Source organism: Okibacterium sp. HSC-33S16 (genome assembly GCF_024171565.1).
GTDB lineage: Bacteria > Actinomycetota > Actinomycetes > Actinomycetales > Microbacteriaceae > Mycetocola_A.
Genome location: NZ_JALJZZ010000001.1, coordinates 705,053 through 720,173, shown reverse-complemented (window position 1 = coordinate 720,173; position 15,121 = coordinate 705,053). Strand labels below are relative to the sequence as shown.

Annotated in this window: 15 protein-coding genes; 9 read left to right on the top strand and 6 right to left on the bottom strand. The window is 63.1% G+C overall.

The window, feature by feature from the left end; all coding sequences use genetic code 11:
- The first annotated feature begins 35 nt into the window (after positions 1 to 35).
- The 5 genes from pepN to L1277_RS03475 all read left to right on the top strand — a co-directional run bounded on the left by pepN (position 36) and on the right by L1277_RS03475 (position 6,813).
- Positions 36 to 2,582: an aminopeptidase N gene (pepN, locus tag L1277_RS03495; protein ID WP_253374946.1), complete on the top strand. Its 2,547-nt coding sequence runs from the start codon at positions 36 to 38 to the stop codon at positions 2,580 to 2,582.
- Between the two features lie 171 nt (positions 2,583 to 2,753).
- Complete coding sequence (locus L1277_RS03490) at positions 2,754 to 3,764, top strand: mechanosensitive ion channel family protein (protein WP_374110152.1); 1,011 nt, start codon at positions 2,754 to 2,756, stop codon at positions 3,762 to 3,764.
- On the top strand, positions 3,761 to 4,153 hold the full coding sequence (locus L1277_RS03485; protein ID WP_253374944.1) for a globin: 393 nt from the start codon (positions 3,761 to 3,763) through the stop codon (positions 4,151 to 4,153). Before L1277_RS03490 ends, L1277_RS03485 begins: the two co-directional genes overlap by 4 nt.
- Before the next feature lie 75 nt (positions 4,154 to 4,228).
- Positions 4,229 to 5,902: an FAD-binding dehydrogenase gene (locus tag L1277_RS03480; RefSeq protein ID WP_253374943.1), complete on the top strand. Its 1,674-nt coding sequence runs from the start codon at positions 4,229 to 4,231 to the stop codon at positions 5,900 to 5,902.
- 23 nt (positions 5,903 to 5,925) lie between these two features.
- Positions 5,926 to 6,813, top strand: coding sequence for an aminoglycoside phosphotransferase family protein (locus L1277_RS03475; protein ID WP_253374942.1), 888 nt, complete (start codon positions 5,926 to 5,928; stop codon positions 6,811 to 6,813).
- 10 nt (positions 6,814 to 6,823) lie between these two features.
- Here L1277_RS03475 and L1277_RS03470 read toward each other — a convergent pair whose 3' ends face one another.
- Entirely contained in the window at positions 6,824 to 7,483 is a 660-nt protein-coding gene (locus tag L1277_RS03470) for a hypothetical protein (protein WP_253374941.1), read from the bottom strand.
- Between the two features lie 70 nt (positions 7,484 to 7,553).
- Between L1277_RS03470 and L1277_RS03465 the strand changes: the two genes are divergently transcribed.
- The gene (locus L1277_RS03465) at positions 7,554 to 8,438 is read left to right on the top strand and encodes an acyl-CoA thioesterase II (RefSeq protein ID WP_253374940.1); all 885 of its coding nucleotides are present in this window, start codon (positions 7,554 to 7,556) and stop codon (positions 8,436 to 8,438) included.
- Here the strand turns inward: L1277_RS03465 and L1277_RS03460 are convergent.
- The 4 genes from L1277_RS03460 to L1277_RS03445 all read right to left on the bottom strand — a co-directional run bounded on the left by L1277_RS03460 (position 8,435) and on the right by L1277_RS03445 (position 11,812).
- Positions 8,435 to 8,908: a thioesterase family protein gene (locus L1277_RS03460; RefSeq protein WP_253374939.1), complete on the bottom strand. Its 474-nt coding sequence runs from the start codon at positions 8,906 to 8,908 to the stop codon at positions 8,435 to 8,437. The genes L1277_RS03465 and L1277_RS03460 overlap by 4 nt on opposite strands.
- Positions 8,908 to 10,590: an energy-dependent translational throttle protein EttA gene (gene ettA / locus L1277_RS03455; RefSeq protein WP_253374938.1), complete on the bottom strand. Its 1,683-nt coding sequence runs from the start codon at positions 10,588 to 10,590 to the stop codon at positions 8,908 to 8,910. Before ettA ends, L1277_RS03460 begins: the two co-directional genes overlap by 1 nt.
- A 4-nt stretch (positions 10,591 to 10,594) precedes the next feature.
- On the bottom strand, positions 10,595 to 11,086 hold the full coding sequence (locus L1277_RS03450; RefSeq protein WP_253374937.1) for a hypothetical protein: 492 nt from the start codon (positions 11,084 to 11,086) through the stop codon (positions 10,595 to 10,597).
- A 141-nt stretch (positions 11,087 to 11,227) separates the two neighbouring features.
- Positions 11,228 to 11,812, bottom strand: a complete 585-nt coding sequence (locus L1277_RS03445) for a single-stranded DNA-binding protein (RefSeq protein ID WP_253374936.1) — start codon at positions 11,810 to 11,812, stop codon at positions 11,228 to 11,230.
- Between the two features lie 211 nt (positions 11,813 to 12,023).
- On the opposite strand from L1277_RS03445, the gene mgrA reads away from it, so the two are divergent.
- The 3 genes from mgrA (at position 12,024) to L1277_RS03430 (ending at position 14,225) form a co-directional block, all read left to right on the top strand.
- On the top strand, positions 12,024 to 13,031 hold the full coding sequence (gene mgrA / locus L1277_RS03440) for an L-glyceraldehyde 3-phosphate reductase (protein WP_253374935.1): 1,008 nt from the start codon (positions 12,024 to 12,026) through the stop codon (positions 13,029 to 13,031).
- 96 nt (positions 13,032 to 13,127) lie between these two features.
- The gene (locus L1277_RS03435) at positions 13,128 to 13,376 is read left to right on the top strand and encodes a hypothetical protein (protein WP_253374934.1); all 249 of its coding nucleotides are present in this window, start codon (positions 13,128 to 13,130) and stop codon (positions 13,374 to 13,376) included.
- A 105-nt stretch (positions 13,377 to 13,481) separates the two neighbouring features.
- Positions 13,482 to 14,225 carry a hypothetical protein gene (locus L1277_RS03430; RefSeq protein WP_253374933.1) on the top strand — a complete coding sequence of 248 codons (744 nt, stop codon included), beginning with the start codon at positions 13,482 to 13,484 and terminating at the stop codon, positions 14,223 to 14,225.
- Between the two features lie 68 nt (positions 14,226 to 14,293).
- Here the strand turns inward: L1277_RS03430 and nadE are convergent, their stop codons facing one another.
- Positions 14,294 to 15,115 (bottom strand): ammonia-dependent NAD(+) synthetase, encoded by an 822-nt coding sequence (gene nadE / locus L1277_RS03425; RefSeq protein ID WP_253374932.1) that lies wholly within the window; start codon positions 15,113 to 15,115, stop codon positions 14,294 to 14,296.
- Between the last annotated feature and the right edge of the window lie 6 nt (positions 15,116 to 15,121).

The window sequence follows — 15,121 nt, the reverse complement described above, 5'->3', positions numbered from 1 at the left end:
TGTTCGACAGTCCCATCGCACTAAGGAGTTCAGCGTTGCCCGGAGAAAACCTCACCCGCGCCGAAGCACAGGAGCGAGCCTCACTCGTTTCGACCTCGAGCTATTCCATCGCTCTCGACCTCACCACCGGCCCCGAGACGTTCCGATCGACGACGACGGTGCGCTTCAGCGCAACACCCGGCGCATCGACCTTTATTGACGCCATCACCCGTACGGTGCATTCGGTGACCCTCAACGGTGTTGCCCTCGACCCTGCCGCGGTCAGTGACGGCATCCGCATTGCCCTTGACAACCTGCAGGCGGAGAACGAACTCACCGTCGATGCCGACATGATCTACATGAACACCGGCGAGGGCCTGCACCGTTTCGTCGACCCTGTCGACAACGAGGTGTACCTGTACAGCCAGTTCGAGGTGCCTGACTCCCGCAGGATGTACGCGGTGTTCGAGCAGCCCGACCTCAAGGCAACGTTCCAGTTCACGGTGACGGCGCCCGATCACTGGGACGTGATCTCGAACTCCCCCACCCCGGAGCCCGTTGCTGCCGGTGAGGGATCGAAGACCTGGACCTTCGAGCCAACACAGCGGATGTCGAGCTACATCACGGCGATTATCGCCGGGCCGTACGTTTCGGTGCGCAGTGAGCTCACCTCGAGCGATGGGCGCACGATTCCGCTCGGAGTCTTCAGCCGCAAGAGCCTCTCGGAGTATCTTGACGCCGACTACATCTTCGACAAGACGCGCCAGGGCTTCGAGTACTTCGAGAAAAACTTCGACTACCCGTATCCCTTCCCCAAGTACGACCAGCTGTTCGTGCCGGAGTACAACGCCGGCGCCATGGAGCACGCCGGAGCCGTGACCTTCACGGAGGCGTATGTCTTCCGCTCCAAGGTGACCGACGCCATCAAGGAGCGCAGGGTCGTCACGATCCTGCACGAGCTGGCCCACATGTGGTTCGGCGACCTCGTCACCATGAAGTGGTGGAACGATCTCTGGCTCAACGAGTCCTTCGCCGAGTGGGCGTCGACGATCGCGGTTGCCGAAGCCACCGAATGGACCGGAGCGTGGACCACGTTCAACGCCATGGAGAAGAGCTGGGCATACAAGCAGGACCAGCTGCCGTCGACCCACCCGATCGTCGCGACCATCAACGACCTCGAAGACGTGCAGGTCAACTTCGACGGCATCACTTACGCCAAGGGCGGATCGGTGCTCAAGCAGCTTGTTGCCTGGGTCGGCATCGACGCGTTCTACGCCGGTGTCGCCGCCTACTTCAAGAAGCACGAATACGGCAACACCGAACTCGTCGACCTGCTGACCGAGCTCGAAACCGCGTCGGGGCGGGACCTGACCGACTGGGGCAAGCTCTGGCTCGAGACTGCAGGCGTCAACACCCTGCGCCCGGAGATCGAGATCGACGAGTCGGGTGTCATCACCTCGTTTGCCGTGCTGCAGTCGGCGGTAGCCGAGTACCCCACGATCCGCCCGCACCGCCTGGCGATCGGCTTCTACAACCTCACGGGCGGCTCGCTCGTTCGTGAGCACCGGGTTGAGCTCGACGTCGACGGTGAGCGCACCGACGTCGCCGAACTCGTCGGCATCAAGCGCCCCGACCTCGTGCTGCTCAACGATGACGACCTCGCGTACGCGAAGATTCGCCTCGACGACGCGTCCCTCGCCGTTGCCACCGAGTCGCTCTCAGCGATCAAGGACCCGCTGGCCCGGTCGCTCGTCTGGGCTGCCGCCTGGGATGCGACCCGCGACGCCGAGACCCCGGCGCGTGACTACGTGCGTCTCGTTCTCGGCAACATCGCGACCGAGACCGAGTCCACCACCATCCGCACCACGCTCAACCAGCTCGTGCTGGCGGCGACGCAGTACGTGGCCCCCGAAGCTCGTGACGCTGTGCTCGTCGAGGTCGGCGACGCTCTCTGGACTCTCGCGCAGGAAGCCGAAGCCGGCAGCGACGCACAGTTCCAGTTCGTGAAGTTCTTCGCGGCTGTCGCATCGACTGATGCGCACCTCGAGGCGATCCGTGGGCTCCGCTCCGGCGAGGTTCGCCTCGACAGACTCGAGATCGATACCGACCTCGACTGGGAGCTCCTCACAGCGCTCACCGTTGCGGGCGTTGCCGGCAACGAGGACGTCGACGCGGCTCTCGCTGACGACAACACGGCCAACGGCGCCAAGGCTGCTGCACTCGCTCGTGCCGCGATCCCGACGCTCGAAGCGAAACGTGCCGCGTGGGCATCCGTTGTGGACATCGACACGGCACCGAACGCCATTGTGCAGTGGACCGGCATCGGTTTCCAGCGCGCGAAGGACACGGACGTGCTCGCGTCGTTCGTGCCGGACTACTTCGAAATGCTCCAGCGTATTTGGGCGTCGCGCAGCTACAAGATTGCCGAGTACCTCGCTGTTGGTCTCTACCCGGCTCCGCTCGCGAACGCCGAACTTCGTGACGCTACTGTTGCCTGGCTCGAGCACAACGCTGAGCCGCCGGCGCTTCGCCGCATCGTGGTCGAGAACCTCGCCGGTGTCGAGCGGGCGCTCAAGGCCCAGGAGCGTGACGCTCGGGCGTAGGTTGCCCTCGGGTGCCGTGCGCAGGATCGAAAGTGGGTCCGGCGCACGGCACCTGTGTCGTTAGCTCCGAAGCGGATGTCGCAACGCACCTTCTGTCTGACGTGACGGAGTGCAGGCGGCTGGCCTCCAGCATCCGTTCAGAGCCCTCACGTAAACTTTGCGGTGATGAATATGACTGAATTTTGGACCGGGGTAGACGCGTTCTTCAAGAGCCCCCTTGGCACTCTCGTTTCCATAGCGCTGATCATTGTTGGCGCGTTAGCGGCTTCCTGGGTCCTTCATTTCTTGATTCGCCGCGTAGTGGGCCAGATCGTCTCCGGAGTCAAGAAGAACCAGGGCGCAGAAGACACCCAGGCGCTCAGCGTGTCCCCCCTCGCTGCCGTGCGACTTGTGCAGCGAACCCGCACTCTCGGTTCGGTGCTGGGAAACATCGTCAACGTCACTGTCGTTGTCATCACTGTTGTGCTGATCGTCAACGAGATTGACCCCAGCATCATCGGGTCGTTGGCCCTCTTGACCGCCGCACTCGGTGCCGGCCTCGGTTTCGGCGCCCAAAACATCGTCAAGGACGTGCTCAACGGTCTGTTCATGGTGATGGAAGACCAACTCGGCGTCGGCGATGTCGTCGATCTGGGACCTGCCACCGGTGTGGTCGAACGTGTTGGTATCCGCATCACGCAAGTGCGCGACGTCAACGGGACACTGTGGTTTGTGCGCAACGGCGAAATCCTTCGCGTCGGGAACATGTCGCAGGGCTGGGCCCGGGTGATCATCGACCTCGCCGTGCCGTACGACACCGACATCGAGGCCGTGCAGGACACCATGCTGTCCACCGCGACGGGGCTGGCGCAGGATCCCAAGTGGCGCAGCCGTATCCTCGAGCGCCCTGAACTGTGGGGCATCGAATCAATCTCCGAGGAAGCCCTCGTGATACGGCTCGTCGTCAAGACCCGGCCGCCGGCCAAGGACGACGTGGCTCGCGAGTTGCGCGGACGACTCAAGTACGCCACCGATGAGATGGGTATCCAGTTGCCGACGCTCAAGAGCGTTGTGCTCGAGGGCTTCGACGGGGCGGCGTCCGTCACCGGCGCCCGCCCACCGCGGACCAAGCCCCTCAAGGTGGTCAATGAGGCACCGCACGCGGTGAAGAAGAACTCGAAGAAAGCGCCGCAAAAGCCATGACGAATCTCAACTCCCCCACCTTCTACGATGAGGTCGGCGGTCGGGCGACGTTCGAAAAGCTGTCGGTCGAGTTCTACAAGGGCATCGCGAACGATCCTGTGCTTAAGCCGATGTACCCGGAGGATGACCTGGGCCCGGCAACCGAGCGACTCACCATGTTCTTCGAGCAGTACTGGGGCGGACCGTCGACCTACAGCGAACAGCGCGGACACCCGCGCCTCCGCATGCGGCACATGCCGTTCAAGGTCAACCCAGACGCCCGCGATCGTTGGCTGCTTCACATGCGCGCCGCGGTCGACACGCTGGGACTCTCGCCGTTGCACGAGGCGACGCTCTGGGACTACCTCGAGCGCGCCGCGCAGGCGATGGTCAACACCTTCGACGAATAGCGCTCGGCTTCGGCAGTCCATCTCCTACGATGGGGGCACCGGTGAGCACCGTCGCCTCCGGATGAAGGAGTACGGATGCACGCCCCTGTCGATTCAGCCGGATCCGCCGACGTCATTGTGGTCGGTGCCGGGCTCGCCGGGCTGGTCGCAGCCGCTGAACTCTCTGACGCCGACCGGCAGGTCCTGCTTGTTGACCAGGAGCCGGAGGCGTCGCTCGGTGGCCAGGCCTGGTGGTCGTTCGGCGGGCTCTTTCTTGTCGACACCCCCGAGCAACGCCGGATGGGCATCACCGACAGCCGCGAGCTTGCCCTCCAGGATTGGGCCGGGAGCGCAGCCTTCGATCGCCCCGAAGACGCCTGGGGCCGGCGCTGGGCGGAGGCCTACGTCGATTTCGCCGCCGGAGAGAAACGATCATGGCTGACCGGTCAGGGGCTGAGCTTCTTCCCGGTGGTGGGCTGGGCGGAACGCGGCGGCTACATCGCGGGTGGGCACGGTAACTCCGTTCCGCGTTTCCACATCGTCTGGGGCACCGGCCCCGGAGTTGTCGCACCCTTTGCGCGACGGGTCAGCGACGGCGTTCGCGCCGGCCGCATCCGGGTCCTCCACCGCCACCGCGTCGATGACCTCGTCATCACGAATGGCTCCGTCACGGGCGTGCGCGGACGAGTGCTCGCCGCCTCAACCGTGAAGCGCGGAGTTGCCAGCGGGCGAGACGAGATCGACGATTTCGAGCTGTCCGCCCAGGCCGTCGTCGTCACGACCGGCGGCATCGGCGGCAACCACGACCGCGTACGCGCACAGTGGCCGGCACGCCTGGGAACCCCGCCAACGCACATGCTGTCGGGGGTGCCTGCCTCGGTTGACGGGCACGGCATCGACATGGCAGCACGCGCCGGTGCCCGGCTGGTCAACGGTGACCGCATGTGGCACTACACGGAGGGGATCACGAATTACGATCCCGCCTGGGCGAGCCATGGCATCCGCATTCTTCCCGGGCCGTCCTCCGTCTGGCTTGATGCGACCGGGAAGCGGCTGCCCGCTCCGCTCTTCCCAGGTTTCGACACGCTGGGCACACTCGAGTACCTCCGGAAGACCGGTCACGACCACTCCTGGTTCGTGCTCACGCAGAAAATCATCGAGAAAGAGTTCGCTCTCTCGGGCAGCGAGCAGAACCCCGACCTCACCGATAAGGATCTCAAACTCCTGCTCAAACGCGTCGCGCCCGGCGCTCCCGGGCCGGTTGAGGCGTTCAAACAGAAGGGTGAGGACTTCGTGGTTGCCCGCACCCTCCCCGAGCTCCTGGCGGGAATGCAGCGGCTCGCGCCGGACGCCCCACTCGACGCCGCGCAGGTTGAACGAGAGATCCGGCTGCGCGACGCCCAGCTCGCCAACGACTTCTCGAAGGACCCGCAGATCACCGCGATCCGTGGCGCCCGCAAGTACCTCGGAGACAAGCTCATCCGGGTGGCGTCCCCGCACCGCATCCTCGATCCAAAGGCCGGTCCCCTGATCGCCGTGAAACTGCACATCCTCACCCGCAAGAGCCTCGGCGGCATCCAGACCGACCTCTCCGGTCGGGCGCTCGACGACAACGGCTCTCCCATTCCCGGGCTGTACGCGGCAGGCGAAGCCAGCGGGTTTGGTGGCGGCGGTATGCACGGCTATCGATCGCTCGAGGGCACTTTTTTGGGCGGATGCCTGTTCACCGGTCGCACGGTCGGGCGGGCGATCGACGCGCAACTGTCCTGACACGGCACCGACATACTGGAACGATGGCGCGCTCCCCCGCAGCAGAAGTCGATATCTCCCCAGAACTCATTCGTCGTTTGCTGCGGGCCCAGCACCCTGAGCTCGCGGACCTGCCGCTCACACTCGTCGCTCACGGATGGGACAACGCCATGTACCGGCTGGGCGAGCAACTGGTCGTGCGCCTCCCCCGGCGCCAGCTCGCTGCGGCACTCATCGAGAACGAGCAACGCTGGTTGCCGGAAATCGCCGACCGCGTCGACGTTGCCGTGCCCCGCCCGATCTACTTCGGACGACCGACCGTCGACTTCCCCTGGCACTGGAGTATCGCAAGGTGGTTCGACGGCGCGGCTGCATCCACCCTACCGATCGACAAACGCGGCCGGCTGGCCAGCCCACTGGCCACATTCCTCACCCAGCTGCACACCGCGGCGCCAGCCGACGCACCCGTCAATAACTTTCGTGGAATCCCGCTCGAGCGCAGGCACAGGGATGTGCGATCCCGACTCAATTCCGGCATCGTTCCCCACGCCGACGCCGTCTCCCGGATCTGGGACGACGCTCGAACCGCACCACTTTGGGAGCGCCCACGCGTCTGGCTTCACGGTGACCTGCACCCCAGCAACCTGCTGGTCGACAGCAACGGCGATCTCGCCGCCGTGCTGGACTTCGGGGACATCACTGCCGGAGACCCGGCAACTGACCTCGCCGCCGCCTGGCTTGTCTTCGACCCGGCCGGTCGCGATCGCTTTCACTCAGCCGTGGCTGAGGCGCGGGACGTTTCGGACGCGACATGGCGGCGTGCGCGCGGCTGGGCCCTCGTCCTGGCCACCGCGCTCGTCACCACCTCCGATGATTCGCCGTCTCACCGACGCATGGGTGAGCAAATCATCGACCAACTGCTGCTCGACTGACCGCGGTCCGTTACCCGTGAAGCGAGCGTGCCAGGACGTGCCCACGGTACGCACTGGCCCGCAGCCAGGAGCCGGATCGATAGAGCGCAACCTCCTCCTCCTCCCCGGCGATGAAGCCGAGGCTGGCTGCAGCGAACGCGACGCCCGCAGGAACAACGGGGTGGGCGTCGAGAGGCCGTGACCACACCTCTGAACGCACCTTCTGCACGATCAGGTCTCCGGTGTGAGCAGGAATCGCTCTCGCAACCTCGCCAGCCCCGTCGCGTGCGATGAGTTCGAGCGCGACGCTGCTGAGCGTTCCCATGTGTTCCCACCCACCGCGTGGGGGTGAGATTCCGGCCCAGCTCGCCGTCACGTCACTGTCCGGCAGGTTCACCTCGAAGGTCTCGGTGCCGTCGGCTCGGATTTTCGCGATTCTGTCTGCCAGTGAGGCCGGTGCAAGGACACGATCGAATTGCACACCGGATGCCTCGGCAAACGTCCGGAGACCGAGAACGGTGGGGCTGCGGTCAAGCAGTCCCCTCGGCGCGAGCACCGCCGAATACACAGCAAGCACTCCACCTCCCGCGATCACCCGGACAGCGGTGTCATCGACGAGCCGAACACGCGAGAGGTATACGGTGAGGTCGGCCAAGGCGAGCGGGTCAGTGAGCGCAAATGTGTTGTTCATCTGCTTCTAAACTACCTAAGAGGCATCGGTGGCACCCCATCCGAGCCTGTGCACCACCGATCGGAGAGCAATGAACGACCCCGTCGAATCACTTCTGAACGCCCTGAACCTGACCGACACCGGAGCTCGGACGAGCGAGGATATTTTCACGGGGCAGTCACAGTGGATGCCGGGAGGACGCGTCTACGGAGGGCAGGTACTTGCCCAGGCGGTCATGGCGGCGAGTCGGACCACAGACGAAGGCCGGATCATCCACTCAATGCATGGCTACTTCCTTCGACCGGGCGACGTGAACCAGGACATTACCTTCAGCGTCGACCGCATTCATGATGGACGCTCCTTCTCCACCAGGCGCACCCAGGCGTACCAGTCGGGCGTCCCGATCCTGTCGATGATCGCGTCATTCCAAGACACTGACGACGGTCTCGACCACCAAACTCCTATGCCCGAAGGCTATCCCGACCCGGAAAGCCTGCCGACGACGGCCGAGCTTCTTGGCCACATCGACCACCCGGCTGCACAGTCCTGGTCACATAACCGCCCCTTCGATATTCGGCATATCCCCTCACCCATCTACCTGAACGTGACGAGCGAACACACCGCGACCAATGCTGTCTGGATCAAGTCGTTCCGGGCGTTGCCTGACGACCCCAGTCTGCACCGCGCCGCATTGGCGTACGCCAGTGATTACCCGCTTCTCGAGTCCATTCTGCGTCGGCACGGACTCGCCTGGGTGACGCCGAATCTGAAGATCGCGAGCCTCGACCACGCCATGTGGTGGCACCGGCCAGCGCGGGCCGATGAGTGGCTTCTCTACGTTCAGGAGTCGCCGAGTGCGTCCGGTGGGCGAGGACTCTCACAGGGCCGGTTCTACACGCGTGATGGCGAGCTCGTTGCGAGCGTCGCCCAAGAGGGCATGGTACGAGTGCCGACCGCGCTGGCTACCGAGAACTAGCCGCGTTTCGTAAAAGCGACCGGTTCTTCGAGGTAGCGCGTCCACGCGGCGCGCTCCTCGTCGGTGATTCGACGCGGCTTCGAGGTCGACGCGTCGACGAGCACTATTGAGCTGGACGCTCGGGCATAGAGCGGTTGATCGGGTCCAACCGCACCGAAGACCTCGTAGTTCACCTCGAGACTGGCGCCGCCGAGCTTGCCAATCCAGACCTGTATGTCGAGCGGCGGTCGCTGATACGGAATCGGTCGCACGTACTCAACCTCGTGACGTGCAATGAGGGTAATCGTCTCTGACCCGGCCTCGGCCTCAATCAAGGCCATGCCGGAGTCCACGTCACCACCCTCCTCCGTGCTGCGCCAGAACACCCGCACCCGCGCCTCCTCAAGGAGGCGCATCAGCTCCACGTTGTTCACATGGTTGTAGGCGTCCAGATCACCCCAGCGGAGGTGGATGGGAACGTGGACCCGCATTAGTCGCGCGTCAGCTTGCGGTAGGTGGCACGGCTCGGCTTAGCCGCATCCGGACCCAGCCGCTCGATCTTGTTCTCCTCGTAGGACTCGAAGTTACCCTCGAACCAATACCAGTTCGCCGGGTCCTCCTCGGTGCCTTCATAGGCGAGGATGTGCGTGGCGATGCGGTCGAGGAACCACCGGTCGTGCGTGATCACAACGGCACAACCAGGGAACTCGAGAAGCGCGTTCTCCAGGCTGCCAAGCGTTTCGACGTCCAGGTCGTTTGTCGGCTCGTCGAGGAGCAGCAGGTTTCCGCCCTGTTTGAGCGTCAGGGCGAGGTTGAGGCGGTTGCGCTCACCACCGGAAAGCACGCCAGCCTTCTTTTGCTGGTCTGGGCCCTTAAAGCCGAACTGGGACACGTAGGCACGCGACGGAATTTCGGTCTTTCCGACCTGAATGTAGTCTTGCCCGTCGGAGACGACTTCCCACAGGTTCTTGTTGGGATCAATGCCGCCACGGCTCTGGTCAACATAGGAAATGTCGACGGTCTCGCCGATTTTCAGCTCTCCACCATCGAGCGGTTCGAGACCCACGATGGTCTTGAACAGCGTGGTCTTTCCCACACCGTTCGGGCCGATGACTCCCACGATTCCGTTTCGAGGAAGTGTGAAGCTCAGGTCGCTGATCAGAATGCGCTCTCCAAAGCCCTTCTGGAGGTTCTTCGCGTCGATCACCTGTGCGCCCAGTCGGGGCCCGACCGGAATGACGATTTCCTCGAAGTCCAGCTTCCTCGTCCGCTCAGCCTCGGTCACCATTTCCTCGTAGCGAGCGAGTCGGGCCTTCGACTTAGCCTGGCGTCCCTTGGCGTTTGACCGCACCCATTCGAGCTCCTCGGCGAGGCGCTTTGAAAGCTTCTGGTCCTTCTTGCCCTGGATCTGGAGTCGCTCCTGCTTTTTCTCCAGGTACGTCGAGTAGTTGCCCTCATAGGGGTAGAGGTGACCGCGGTCGACTTCGGCGATCCACTCAGCAACGTGGTCGAGGAAGTACCGGTCGTGCGTCACGGCGAGCACTGCACCCGCGTACTTGGCCAGGTGCTGCTCAAGCCACAGAACGCTCTCGGCGTCCAAGTGGTTAGTGGGCTCGTCGAGAAGCAGGAGGTCGGGTTTCTGCAGCAGAAGCTTGCAGAGAGCGACGCGACGCTTCTCACCGCCGGATAGGTTCGAAACCGGCAGGTCCCCGGGCGGCGTGCGGAGCGCGTCCATGGCCTGTTCGAGTTGAGAGTCGAGATCCCACGCATCGGCGTGGTCGATCTCTTCCTGGAGAGTGCCCATTTCGGCCAGCAGCGCATCGAAATCTGCATCGGGTTCAGCCATCGCGAGGGAGATCTCGTTGAAGCGATCGACCTTCGCTTTGATCTCGCCGACGCCTTCTTGGACGTTCTCCAGAACCGTTTTGCTCTCGTCGAGCTCCGGTTCCTGCATCAGGATGCCTACGGTGTAGCCCGGGGTCAGCTTCGCCTCACCGTTGCTGGGAGTGTCCAGTCCAGCCATGATCTTAAGGATCGTGGACTTTCCGGCACCGTTGGGTCCCACAACGCCGATTTTCGCGCCCGGGAAGAACGACATGGTGACGTCGTCAAGAATCAGTTTGTCTCCGACGGCCTTGCGGGCCCGGACCATGGAATAGATGTATTCGGCCATATTGCTACCAGTCTATTGGCCTTGTCTTGCCGATGAGGCATGTCCCTGTGCCAAGTACCCGGTCAACGGTGGAGTGGTAGCCCCCTACCCCCGGTCCGTTCTGCCCGATCAGGCAGGACTCGCCCCATTGCACGGAGAACTGGATGGAGTCGGCTGCGTTCCCGATCGTCGTTGTGTCCGAGGTGACTTCCATTGCAGCCTTATCGAACCCCGCTGCAACGAGGTCGTCGATGAATGCACGGCCGTCGGCTGTCGGGTTGACTGCAAGCGTCTGAGTATTGACGAGGTCGAAGAAGGGCAAGTTATCTTCGGCTGACCCGGATGGGACGAGGACCGGAGTCTGGGGTTCCGGCGATTGGGATTCCGTTGCTGACGGCTTCGGTGACGGAGTCCCTGTTTGCGGCATCGAGCACCCCACAAGGAGGAACCCGATCAGTGACATGGAGGCGAAGCCCAACCCCACCCGAACCGTGAACCGCGCATCGACTGTCGCCACGCCATCTCCCCTGTGTCTGTCGTGATCGGCCGCACCTCCCACGGATGCATTCCACCTACTGAGTCTAGATCGACCCCCATTTGACCTTCACCTCACATCCGGTCGAGGGCGAACGCAGCGGACCAATGAAAACGGCGGCACCTACGTGATAGCGGGGTACGCCTCGTGATGGCTCGCAAGGACGGCGCTCTCGTCGGGCTCTCCAACACCCTCAGGGTGCCCTGGTGAGGCAGCAGACCAGCGTCCCTGATCCAGATCAGATGACATCTCCGACTCCTGCGGCTCCTCAACACGAGCGGCCGGATCGATGTGCTCCGTCTCCGCGCGAACGTCGGCGTTGGAATCGGCCACGGCCGCCGGTTCTCGGGGTGGTGTCCTGGTGTACCGAGCGGTACCCCATGCGAGGTCTTGCCCGATGTTGTCCGCATCGACATCGACACTGGTTCCGTTCTTTTCGCCGCGGTCCCACGCCCGAACCTTCAACTTGCCGACCACGACAACGCGATCTCCCTTGTGAATGGACTCTTGAACGTTTCGGGCGAGGTTGCGGAAGGCGGACACTGTGTACCAATTGGTATCGCCGGTAACCCACGTTTGTGTGTTCCGATCAAAGTGCCGCTGATTCGACGCGAGCCGGAAGCTCGCTAGTTCAAGTTCACCGCCGCGGACCCTCCGATACTCCGGAATCGTTGCCACAAGCCCTGTGAGGGTGATGATGTCGGTCATGGTGATCTCCAAACTGGTTTCGCGTTGGGGGGCGACCCCGGGAACGACCCTCGTGCCGGACCGCCGTTCCCGGGACCGTGCAATCGAGTGTGCGCTGGAGATCTCTGCCAGGGCGTCCTCGCGTGACTTCGGTGGGCAACGGTGAGAGACCAGGGCGGTGGGGAGGACAACGCGGCTGCGCTCGGGGTTGAAGCACCACTAGCATTTCCACATGACATACGTGCCTGCAGAAAATCGTTATGACGAGATGCAATATGCCCGCACCGGAAAAAGCGGGCTTCTCCTCCCCCGGGTGTCCCTCGGTTTCTGGCACAACTTCGGCGACACCCGTGGAATCGACACCCAGCGCGCCATTGTTCGTCGTGCGTTCGACCTCGGAATCACTCACTTCGATCTCGCCAACAATTACGGACCCCCTCCAGGATCTGCTGAACGCAACTTCGGGCGAATCCTCACCGAGGATTTGCGTGCCTACCGTGACGAGATCGTCATCTCTTCCAAGGCTGGGTACGACATGTGGTCAGGCCCATATGGCGAATGGGGTTCGCGGAAATACATGCTCGCCTCGCTCGATCAGAGCCTGTCGCGCATGGGCCTCGAGTATGTCGACATCTTCTACTCTCACCGTCCCGACCCTCACACCCCTGTTGAGGAGACCATGGGTGCCTTGGCAACAGCCGTGCACTCCGGGAAGGCCCTCTACGTCGGTATCTCCAACTACTCACCAGAGCAAACGCGAGCAGCGGCTGCCGCCCTCGCTGAGCACAAAATCCCCCTCTTGATTCACCAGCCGAGCTACTCCATGTTCAACCGGCACGTGGAAGGAGGCCTCCTTGAAGTGCTGGACGAGGTGGGTGCTGGATCGATCGTCTTCTCCCCTCTCGCACAGGGCTTACTGACCGACCGTTATCTGGACGGCAGCGTCCCCGCGGGGTCCCGCGCCGCCACCAGCCATTTCCTCCCAGCGGAGCGAATCTCGGAGACGTACCTTGAACGCGCCCGTGCCCTGAATGGTCTGGCTGCGGAACGAGGCCAGACGCTCGCCCAGCTCGCGCTGACCTGGGTGCTCCGCCACCCGCAAGTGACATCCGCCTTGATAGGTGCAAGTTCTGTGGCTCAGCTTGAGCAGAATGTGGCCGCACTGAGCGCACCAGCGCTCACCGCAGATGAGTTGGCCGCCATTGAGCCGTACGCGGTGGACGGCACGGGGCTCAACTAGAGGCCGCCCTGGCGGCTGGCCGTTCACTGTCAGTGGTGCCTCATACGTTGAGAGCACAACATCAGTGACGGGGCCGGCCGCCGAAAGGGAGGCATCATGAGCATCGCAACAGAAACTGCAGGCGCGGAAACGCTTCGTAGCCATGCGGGTATTGAATTGGTCAAAGTTCATGATGGGTTGTGGCGGGTTCGTCGGAGTGACGGCCGCATCCTCGGTCACATCGAACGGGTTCACACCGCCGCAGGAAACGTTTACGTTGCCAAGCGCTTCAACGCTGTTCGGGCGTCATTCCTCTCGCTTGGCCAGTTCTGGAACATTCAGGACGCCGTCGACTGCCTCCGCTGACGGCGCGCGTGCGATGGAAGCTCTGCGCGCTGCTGACGCGCCAAAAGCACGACACGGCGCGAAGATTGCCGCAGAAGCTGTGATCACGCGGGTAGCCTTCGGCACATGGAATGGTGGAATGAATTCGTAAACTGGCTTACCGCAACTGACACTCGCCCGGTGCTCTTCACCGCGGGCGTTCTGTTCGTAGCGATCATCGTGTCGGCACTGCTGGCGGCGGCGATCACCAAGGCAGCCGTTCGTCGGCTGATCGCGCAGCGGGATCGAGACCTTAAGACGGCCGCCATTGCGGCGCTCGTGGATGCGTCTACAGAAGCGGCTGCCTGGAACTCGTTGACGCTTCAGGAGCAGACGCTCGCAGACCGCGCCGTAGCGCAAGCCGACATCCAGCTGCGCCTCCTTCCAATCAAGGGAGCCTCGACAGCCGCTAACTGGTCGGCTCATCAGCTCGCGGACATGAAGAGGAACTCGGCGACCTTCGGCTATGAGCTAGGCCCGGTCGTTGCTGAATTCAGAGACCGTCTGGTCGAGTGGCAGAACAAGCCGAACCGGGCGAAGCGTGTGTTCGAGAGCGATCTCGAGCGCTGGCGTTTCGAGAACACCGCGACCGAGAAGACCCTCCTCGCTGAGCAGGACGCATGGGCGGCGCGCCAGCATCACGAAAAGTACAGTCCCGAGGCATCTGCAAAGCCGTCAGCTCAGACGGAAACGCCCGTCACACCCGCTGCCTTCTCTCGACCGGAGGCTGACGCGCCGGATACGACCACGCAAAAGCTGATCGATGACGTGGCTGCTATGGACGTCGCGCGCTCCACGGCCGCTTCCACGGACGAAAAGAAGCTGGCTTAGGTCTTCGCCGTTCCACCAAAAAGCCGGTCCCGCACGCTTGCGGGACCGGCTTTTTCTCTGCGCCTATGTCAGCGCCACCATTGGTCGTTGGGTTCAACCGGAGTCGTCCGCTTGTGACGCGTTGCCAGGTAGCGCGCCTCGAGCGCCTCAGCGACGTCAGTCGGAATCTCGCCGCCCTCGAGGTACTCGTCAATGTTCTCGTAGCTCAGGCCGAGGTTGGCCTCATCGGTCTGGCCAGGTTGTTCATCGAGCAGGTCTGCCGTCGGCAGCTTCTCGTACAGTCGCGCCGGAGCGCCCAGGAACTTCAGGATCTGTTTCCCCTGCCGCTTCGTTAGACCGGTCAACGGCACGATGTCAGCTCCGCCATCTCCGAACTTGGTGAAGAATCCGGTGACGGCCTCAGCTGCGTGGTCCGTACCAACGACCAACATGCCGTCCTGCCCGGCAATTGCGTACTGGGCGATCATCCGGGCTCGCGCTTTAACGTTCCCCTTATTGAAGTCGGTGATGGGATTTCCCATTGCGTCCTTGAACTCGGCTTCGAATCCATCAACTCCCCGCTTCACGTTGTAGGTAACGACATGCTGCGGCTGAATGAACTCCAGAGCCAGGCGTGCGTCCTCTTCGTCGTGCTGGACACCGTATGGCAGCCTGACCGCAACGAAGGACACTTTCACGTCATCTTCTGCCAATTGCTCGACAGCAAGCTGACACAATCTGCCGGCGAGCGATGAGTCTTGACCACCGCTGATTCCGAGGACGAGGCCACGGGCGCCAGAAGCCTTGAGGTAGTCAGCCAGGAAATCGACCCGATGACGGGCTTCCGCCTCCGGGTCTATCTCGGGAAGAACATGCAGGTCGGCAATTATCTGTTTCTGGAGTTCTCGCATGACAGT